We start from the raw sequence: 8,252 nt of genomic DNA, 5'->3' as shown, positions 1-8,252 counted from the left end.
CGCTTATTGTGGTCGATTGTCCGTCCACGCCAGCATCTTTTGCTTAAGGCCGGTGGCGGAGTCGGTTTAGGCACAGGGTGCTCGCTTACGATCCAAGGCTGCGATAAACCCAGGGCAGCCGTCTTTGCAGCTGGAGCGTCAAATGACCGTACTCACCCGACGCCGGCTTTTGAAAACGGCAGCGATTGCCGGCGCAGGCGGGGTCGGGCTTTCGGCCATGGGCCGGCTTGGTGGCTGGGCCGCTGCCATGCCTGAGCCGGTGGTTTTGCAGACGGCAAAGATCCAGGCGAAGCTGATGGATATCGGCCAGACCAGGGATGTGCTGACCTATGGCAACGCCGGAATGCCGCCCGTGCTCAGAATGAAAAAAGGCCAGCCCTTCGCTGCACGCCTTGTCAACGCGATCGACGATCCGACGACGATCCACTGGCACGGTATTCGCGTTCCAAACAAGATGGACGGCGTGCCGTTCCTGGTCCAGCCCTACGTCTACACCGGCGATCATTTCGACTACGCCTTCACGCCGCCCGATGCCGGCACCTTCTGGTACCACCCGCATTGCAACACGCTGGAGCAGATGGGCCATGGCCTGACGGGCGTGATCGTGGTCGAAAACCCAAGCGATCCGAAATTCGACGCCGAAATCGTCCTCAACTTGCGTGACTGGCGCCTCGGCGACGACGGTCAGTTCATCGACCAGTTCCGGCCGCGCGATGCCGCAAGAACCGGCACTTACGGCACGGTGCGCACCGCAAACTGGCTCGACCAGCCGCAATATGACACGCCGGCCGGAGGGCTGGTGCGGCTCAGGGTCGCCATCACCGACGTGACGCGCATCTACGCTTTTCGCGTCGACGGTGCGCAGGCGAGTGTCATGGCGCTCGACGGCAATCCGGTGCCTGAGCGTTTTTCGCCCGATGCCTTGCTGCTTGGACCCGGCCAGCGCATGGAGCTGGCCATACGCATGCCCGACGAGGAAGGCGCGATCGTCAGCTTGAGGGACGTCAGAGGCACCAAGCCAAAAATCCTGGCAACCCTGCGCGCGACAGGAAACTCCCTCAAACGGGACATTCGCGATGTTGCTCCACTGGAGCTCAATCCGGTGGCGGAAGTGGATCTCGCCAGTGCCAGGCATATTTCCCTGGCGCTCAGCGCCACGGCGGAAAATGTCCCGAGCGATGGCATCTGCGGCTCGCTGGGCTACAGTTTCTGGGCCATCAACAAAGTGCCGTGGCCCGGCGACACCAAGGATCCGACCGCGCCTCTGGCCGAACTGAAGCTTGGCCAAAGCTACGTCATCGACATGGAGAACCTGACGCCGCAATCCCATCCCATGCATCTGCACGGCATGAGCTTCAAGGTGCTGTCGTCCTCGACGCGCCAGGTTCAGCCCGTGATTTCCGACACCTATCTCATCCAGCCCAACGAGAAGGTTCAGCTCGGTTTCGTCGCCGATAATCCCGGCGACTGGCTGCTGCACTGCCACATCATCGAGCACCAGAAATCGGGAATGACGAGCTACGTCAGGGTGGTGTGAAGCCGCGTCAGCCTGCGCGTGGCGTCTGGACCGTCACTTGCGCAATTGAGCCTCGATCTCGTCGAGCACTTTGTCCTTGCCGATGCCGGTGAGGAAGGCGAGGCCCTTGATGACCGGCTTGGTCACCGAAGCGGAGATCGGGGTGGTTGCGACGATGAAGTCGACATTGTCGGCCAGTCCGGGCACTTCGGTGGCCTTTGCCTGCTGGGCATTGAAGGTGAGGCCGCGTTTCTTCATTTCCTCGGTGACGGCGACGTTGACCGCGGTCGAGGTGGCGATGCCCGTGCCGCAGGCGAAGAGAATGGTTTTCTGTCTGGACATCTCTGCTTCTCCTTGGTTATCAGCCGAGTACGGCTCGCACGTCTTCGAGGGTTCTGGCCGACCTCAAATCATCCAAGGCTTGCGGGTTCTGGATGGTGGCCATGACGGCCTGCAGCGCCTCAATCTGCTTGTCCTTGTCGTTGATGGCAAGCAGGAAAACGAAGCCGACCGGCAGCATCTCGTCGGGATCCTCCATGTTGGCGAAGGTCACTGGTTGCTTCAATGTGCCCATCGCGATGCCAGGCTTCAGCACATGCTCCGGATCGGTGTGCGGCACCGCGACATTGTCGGAGCGTTCCAGCGGCAGTCCTGTCGGGATGGTCAATTCGCGGCGCACGACCGCGTCGGCATAGGAGCTTTTGACATAGCCAAGTGTCTCCAGCCGGCCCGCCAGGATGCGGATGATCTCCTCATTGGTCGAGGCATCGGATCCGAGCACGATCGCGTCGGGATCCAGAAGCTGCATGAGGCCGTCGGACATTCTTTGCTCCGTCGATGAAATCGTGCGCCCCGAGGAGGGCGCACGATCGGGCTCCGTCGATGAAATCGGGCGCCCCGAGGAGGGCGCACGATCGGTTTGAAGGGTGGACCCTATCAGGTTCAGGCCGTCTCTTCGGCCGGCTCGTCCTCGGCGCCCGCGGCCCGCTCCCAGCCGAGCGGATTGCGGCGGTAGAGGACAAACAATGCCGCGATGACCACCGCGATCACGATGATGCCGACAAGTCCAAGCCCCTGGATCGCCTCGATGACCACGTAAGGCACCCACAGGAAGCCGTCGACCACCGAGGTGATCTGCAGCGCATCCGCCGGCAGCTTGAAGCCCGATGCGACGGCAGCACTTGTGAACAGCGGCGCCAGCGCGTTGGCGACGTAGAAGCCGATGGCCAGCGTCACCGTGCCGATCACCACCATGCGGAACACGTTGCCTTTGACCAGCGGCGCGGTCATGGCGACGATGAAGGGAATGACCGCAAGGTCGGCGAACAGGATGACGCGGTTGCCCGGCAGGATGATGGACAGGATGATCGCGATCGGCACCAGGATCAGCGACGACGAGATCGCGGCCGGATGGCCGATCAGGATCGCGGAATCGAGGCCAACAAGAAGCTCGCGATCGCCCGTGCGCTTGCGCACGAATGCCTGGGCTGCGTCGGAAACCGGCAGCAGGCCTTCCATCAGGATCTTGACCATGCGCGGCAGCAGCAGCATCACCGCGGCCAGCGTCATGCCGGTGCCCAGAACCTTGGCCAGCACCACGCTGAGATCACCCGCATTGTAGAAGGCGATCGCACCAAGCACGAGGCCGATGATGAGGCCCATCACGACAGGTTCGCCGAACACGCCGAACCTGCGCTCGATCGTATCGGTGTTGATGTTGATGCGGTTGATCCCGGGAATGCGGTCCATGATCCAGTTGAGCACAATGGCGATCGGCAGGATCTGCGCCGAGGCGAGATGCGGCACGGAGATGCCGGGCACGCCGTAGAACTGCTGCACCGCGCGCGCCGACCAGTCGGCGAACAACAGCGAGAGTGCTGCGACAAGTGCTGCGACCGCGATGCCATAGGCCAGGTTGTCGGTTGCGGCGACCACCAGCGAGCCGACAAAGGCGAAGTGCCAGAAGTTCCAGACGTCGACATTGAGCGTGCGCGTCATGCGTGTCAGCAACAGCACGATGTTGACGAGAATGCCGACCGGAATGACCCAAAGGCCGACCGATGAGCCGAAGGCGATCGCGGCCGCGGAGGGCCAGCCGACATCGATGATGTCGCGATGGATGCCGGTGTTGGTGACGATGGCCTTGGCGACGTCGCCAATCGACGTGAACATGAGGCCAAGCACCAGATTGATGCCGATGAAGGCGACGCCGATGGTGACGGCGGCGCGAAAAGCCTTGCTGACCTTGGCGCCCAGAACCACGGCGATGACGAAAATGACAATTGGCAGCAGGATCGTCGGGCCAAGCGTATCGATGGCCCCTTTTAGGCCCGCGAGAACAGTATCCATTTTTCCTCCCCTGGAGCCGCGAGCCTTCGCTCGACGCCTCGCAATGATGCTCCATCCAGCCTTTGACGCCGTGGCGCAAAGACACTCCCCAATTTGCCCAGAGGCGAATGCTTCCCGACTGTCGCGTCGGTGAACATTTGCCTTTGTTGACAAACGAATGTTTTATTGGGGTTGTCCGCTGCAATGTCAATTGGTTGGGCTTCGGCGAATCGAGCCCCGGCGGACGTGCCTTCCGAGACGATTTCGTGGGAAATTGCCGGTCGCGACCGGGTTTCGTTGGCAAATAGAACCCATTCCCTGCTATCCGACCCCAAATCACGAAGCTGTGGACATTCCTGCATGACCAACGTCGCCCTGACCGGGCTTGCCCGTGATCTCGCCAAGCGTGCCGCCGAGAACCGCCCGGTGCGCATCGGTGTCATCGGTTCGGGCGAAATGGGCACCGATCTGGTCACGCAGGGCATGCTGATGCCGGGCATTTCGGTCTGCGCCGTCTCGACGCGCCGCCCGCACACCGCGCGCGACGCTATCCGTATCGCCTATGGCGACGAAGCCATGGCGGTCGAAGCCGACACCGCCTCGAAAGTCACCGCGGCAATCGAGGCGGGAAAAATCGCCGTCACATCCAACGAGATGCTGGTCACCAATCCGCTGATCGACGTCGTCATCGACGCCACCGGCAAGCCGGGCGTCGCCGCCGATTTCGACCTCATGGCGATGGAGCACGGCAAGCATCTGGTGATGATGAACGTCGAGGCCGACGTCACCATCGGCTGCTATCTCAAGCAGCAGGCCGACCGGCTTGGCGTCGTCTATTCGGTGGGTGCGGGCGACGAGCCGTCGAGCTGCATGGAACTGATCGAGTTTGCGTCGGCGCTCGGGCTGACCATCGTGTCGGCCGGCAAGGGCAAGAACAACCCGCTCAACCACGATGCCGTACCGGACGATTATCGCGCCGAAGCGATCCGCCGCAACATGAACCCGCGCATGCTGGTCGAGTTCGTCGACGGCTCCAAGACCATGGTCGAGATGTGCGCCATCGCCAACGCCACCGGGCTGGTGCCGGACGTCCCCGGCATGCACGGCCCCAGGGCCGATCGCGACGACCTCGCCAAGGTGCTCATCCCGCGCGAGGATGGCGGTCTGCTCACGAAGAAAGGCGTCGTCGACTACACGGTCGGCAAGGGCGTCGCGCCCGGCGTCTTCGTCATCGTCGAGGCGACGCATCCGCGCATCATCGAGCGCATGGACGATCTGCATATCGGGCACGGCCCCTATTACAGCCTGTTCCGGCCTTATCATCTGACGTCGCTGGAAGTGCCGCTGACCGCAGCCCGCATCGTGCTTTTCGGCAAGCCCGACATGGTGCCGTTGCCGCGGCCCGTGGCCGAAGTCTGCGCCGTTGCCAAGCGCGACCTAGTCGCCGGCGAGACCTTCGATGCGATCGGCGAGACTTGTTACCGCTCCTGGACGATGACCGTCGGCGAAGCCCGCGCCCAGCGCGCCGTGCCGGTCGGCCTGCTCGAGGGCGGCAAGGTGCTGAAACCGGTCACGAAAGGCGAATTGCTGACGGCGGATAATGCGTCGCCCGACCAGACGACGAGGCTGTTCGCCTTGCGCCGGCTGCAGGATGAGATGCTGTACGGGACAAACTGAGGATTTATCTCCCCAGTTCGACCGACCGCAGCCGCGCAGCCTCCACCGCTTGCGTCAGCAGATTGGTCAGCCGGTCCTCGCCCATCAGAACGGCCAGCGCCGCGGCCGTCGTGCCGTTGGGGCTGGTGACCTGCTGGCGCAGCACGCCCGGTTCCTCGCCGCTTTCGGCGGCGAGCGAGGCGGCGCCATAGACGGTCTGCATGGCGAGCAGCTTGGCGGTCGCCGTCGGCAGACCGGCCTTCTCGGCGGCAACCGTCAGCGCTTCGATGAAATGGAAGATATAGGCCGGCCCCGATCCGGACACGGCGGTCACCGCATCCATCAGGCCCTCATCGTCGATGGTGGCCACTTCGCCGCTCGCCGACAAAAGGTCGGCGACGAAACGCTTGGTGTCATCGGACACGAGCTTGTTGGAGAACACCACCATCATGCCCTTGCCGATCGCCGCGGGCGTGTTGGGCATGCAGCGCACGATCGGCGCGCGGTTGCCGAGGATTTCCTCGAGGGTGGCGGCAGGCGTGCCGGCGGCGATGCTGACGAAGGTGGTGCGGCCGTCGCCGAAGCGCTTGTAGGCGGCCGTGACGTCGCGGATCACCTGCGGCTTCACCGCGATGACCACGAGATCGGGCAGGGCATCGGCCGGTATGCTACCGGCATCGGCTGATGTCGCGCAGCCCAGCGTTGCCGCGCGATTGCGCAGATCGGCATTGGGCTCGACCACGAAAACCGCCGACGGCGCGAGCTTGCCGGATTTCAGCCAGCCCGAGAGCATGGCGTAGCCCATATTGCCGCAGCCGGCGAGAACAAGCCTGATCGTCATCGAAAGCCCTCCAGAGGAAGGCCTTCACATAGACGATGGCGCTTCCCTGGGGAAGCCCCATCAGGATCGCGAGCCGCGATCGGGATCGCGCACCGCGATTGGCCGCAGCGACACTTGCCTGAGGCCGAGCACGCCGAGCACGAAGAACAGCCAGACCGGGTCGCCGCGATGGAAGAAGAAGCTTTCGAGGAAAGCGTTAAGCGCCGTGAACAGCACCACCATCATGAAGAAGTCGCCGAGAAAGATGTTTTCCCTGCGCAACGGAATGCGCATGTAGTCGCGCAGCGGCGCGATGAGGAAGGTGTAGACCGCCACGCATAGTGCCGGAATGCCCATCAGCACGGCGATGTCGAGATAGCCGTCATGGCCGTGCACGATGGTCCTGATGTCCCAGGGCCGGTCGAATGGCTGGTCTTGGTTGAGCAAGAGCGGCGTGCCCCAGAAGCTCTCATAGCCGTAGCCGGTCCATGGCTTCTTCGCCAGCATGCTGCCGGCGAACTCCCACAGCGTCGTGCGGCCGGTATAGGTCATGCCGGGGAAATAGATCGCCGCCAGATGTTTCACAGGCGGCAGGAAGACGATGCCCAGCGTGCCGACAGCCGTGGCGATGATGGCCAGCGCAAACAGGATCGGCGTGCCGAGCCGCATGCCTATCAGGCTCGGGAACATGACGATCAGGATCGAGAACGGCACCAGGCCGGCTGTCGTCTTGGAGCCGGTGTGCAGCATGAAGATCATCGCCGCGAGGAAGATCCCGGCGCCCCAGTAGCGCTGCCCGCGCCGGTAGAGATAGAGGCCTGCGAAGCTGAGGCAGGCCATGACCGGCCCGGCAATGTTCTTGTGGGTGAACACGCCGCGCCACAGGCCGGCATGTTCGGGCTCCTGCGAGTCGGCTGTGTGCATCGCCTCGTGCGGAAAGACGATGAGGCCGAGATAGGAAAGGCCCATGACCACGACGGCGGTGAAGATGATCACCTTCGAGAAGGCCTCGGCGTCGCGCGGCAGCACCAGGATCGTCGCCATCGTCAGGATGCCGATCAGCGTGAAGGAGGCGGCGCGCATGGCCGAAGGCGGATCGGTCGACAGGATCACCGAGAGGAAAAAGAAGCCCAGCATCAACACCCAGGATGGGCTCAGCAGCGAGCGCACCACGCGCGGATCGGCAAAGGCCATCAGCGAGAAGATCGACATGGCGCCGAGCGAACCGAAGCCAAGCTGGTTGACGATGTCGCCGCCTTGACCGGTGAGTTCGGCGCCGCCCGGCTGGAACGGCCGGAACGACACCATGATGACGGTGAACAGCAGCGCGGCAATGGCGGTGGCCACGCCTTCGCGCGTGAACGCGTCGCCGAGCGGCGCGCGCTCAGTTTTTCTCAGGCTGGCGGTATTGCTCATTGGCATATCCGAATTCGGCCAGCACGCGGCCCAGCGCCACATGGACGGGGTAGATGGCGATCGCCGGCGATCGGGTCCGCGCCAGCCGGATCAGGCCGCGAAACGGCGAGGCGGCAAGCAGTGCCAGGCTCTTCAGCAACACTTTGGCGCCGGCCATTGGCGTGCCGGCGCGCTTCTTCTTTTCGACCAGTGTCGAGATGACGCCGTTGCGCAGGCTGCGGGCGCGGATCCAGTCGGCTTCGATACGCCGCGCCGGAACGGTTTCCAGCACCTTGGCCTCGGCGCACCAGCCCAGCACAAAGCCCTTTTGCACCGACCGGCTGAGAAAGTCGGAATCGCCGCCGCCCATGAAATTGAATCTGAGATCGAGAAAGGGCGGACCCATGGCGATCAGCACGTTGCGCCCGACCAGAAGATTGCCCGACGAATAGAGCGCCGGCACGCGTCCGGTTTCCCGGTAAGGCGGCGCGAACACCGGATGCTCTGCCCATCGCGCATGGGCGGGGTCGGCAAACA

General features: G+C 63.5%; 7 protein-coding genes and 1 pseudogene. 2 read left to right on the top strand and 6 right to left on the bottom strand.

The features are described from left to right. Window positions 1-142: 142 nt before the first annotated feature. Window positions 143-1,537, top strand: coding sequence for a multicopper oxidase family protein (locus EN969_RS08000; RefSeq protein ID WP_063170053.1), 1,395 nt, complete (start codon window positions 143-145; stop codon window positions 1,535-1,537). A 33-nt stretch (window positions 1,538-1,570) separates the two neighbouring features. On the opposite strand, the gene EN969_RS07995 is transcribed toward EN969_RS08000, so the two are convergent. The 3 genes from EN969_RS07995 to EN969_RS07985 all read right to left on the bottom strand — a co-directional run bounded on the left by EN969_RS07995 (window position 1,571) and on the right by EN969_RS07985 (window position 3,865). Next, window positions 1,571-1,858, bottom strand: coding sequence for a PTS sugar transporter subunit IIB (locus EN969_RS07995; RefSeq protein ID WP_023809203.1), 288 nt, complete (start codon window positions 1,856-1,858; stop codon window positions 1,571-1,573). Between the two features lie 19 nt (window positions 1,859-1,877). Beyond that, on the bottom strand, window positions 1,878-2,339 hold the full coding sequence (locus tag EN969_RS07990) for a PTS sugar transporter subunit IIA (RefSeq protein WP_063170054.1): 462 nt from the start codon (window positions 2,337-2,339) through the stop codon (window positions 1,878-1,880). 119 nt (window positions 2,340-2,458) lie between these two features. Continuing rightward, window positions 2,459-3,865, bottom strand: coding sequence for a PTS sugar transporter subunit IIC (locus EN969_RS07985; protein ID WP_013530221.1), 1,407 nt, complete (start codon window positions 3,863-3,865; stop codon window positions 2,459-2,461). 339 nt (window positions 3,866-4,204) lie between these two features. Here EN969_RS07985 and EN969_RS07980 point away from each other — a divergent pair, with 339 nt between their 5' ends. Further along, on the top strand, window positions 4,205-5,521 hold the full coding sequence (locus EN969_RS07980) for an NAD(P)H-dependent oxidoreductase (RefSeq protein WP_063170055.1): 1,317 nt from the start codon (window positions 4,205-4,207) through the stop codon (window positions 5,519-5,521). A gap of 4 nt (window positions 5,522-5,525) precedes the next feature. Here the strand turns inward: EN969_RS07980 and proC are convergent, their stop codons facing one another. From proC to EN969_RS07965, 3 genes and pseudogenes are all read right to left on the bottom strand, one after another. After that, on the bottom strand, window positions 5,526-6,341 hold the full coding sequence (proC, locus tag EN969_RS07975; RefSeq protein WP_063170056.1) for a pyrroline-5-carboxylate reductase: 816 nt from the start codon (window positions 6,339-6,341) through the stop codon (window positions 5,526-5,528). Between the two features lie 60 nt (window positions 6,342-6,401). Further along, window positions 6,402-7,736, bottom strand: a complete 1,335-nt coding sequence (locus tag EN969_RS07970) for an O-antigen ligase (RefSeq protein WP_063170057.1) — start codon at window positions 7,734-7,736, stop codon at window positions 6,402-6,404. After that, window positions 7,705-8,252: pseudogene (locus EN969_RS07965) on the bottom strand (glycosyltransferase family 2 protein); the annotation flags it as partial. The gene EN969_RS07970 and the pseudogene EN969_RS07965, both read right to left, overlap by 32 nt.

The sequence above is a fragment of the Mesorhizobium sp. M7A.F.Ca.CA.003.01.2.1 genome, assembly GCF_003998945.1.
In the GTDB taxonomy this organism is placed as follows: Bacteria; Pseudomonadota; Alphaproteobacteria; order Rhizobiales; family Rhizobiaceae; genus Mesorhizobium; species Mesorhizobium ciceri.
This window is presented reverse-complemented; position numbering and strand designations above follow the sequence as displayed.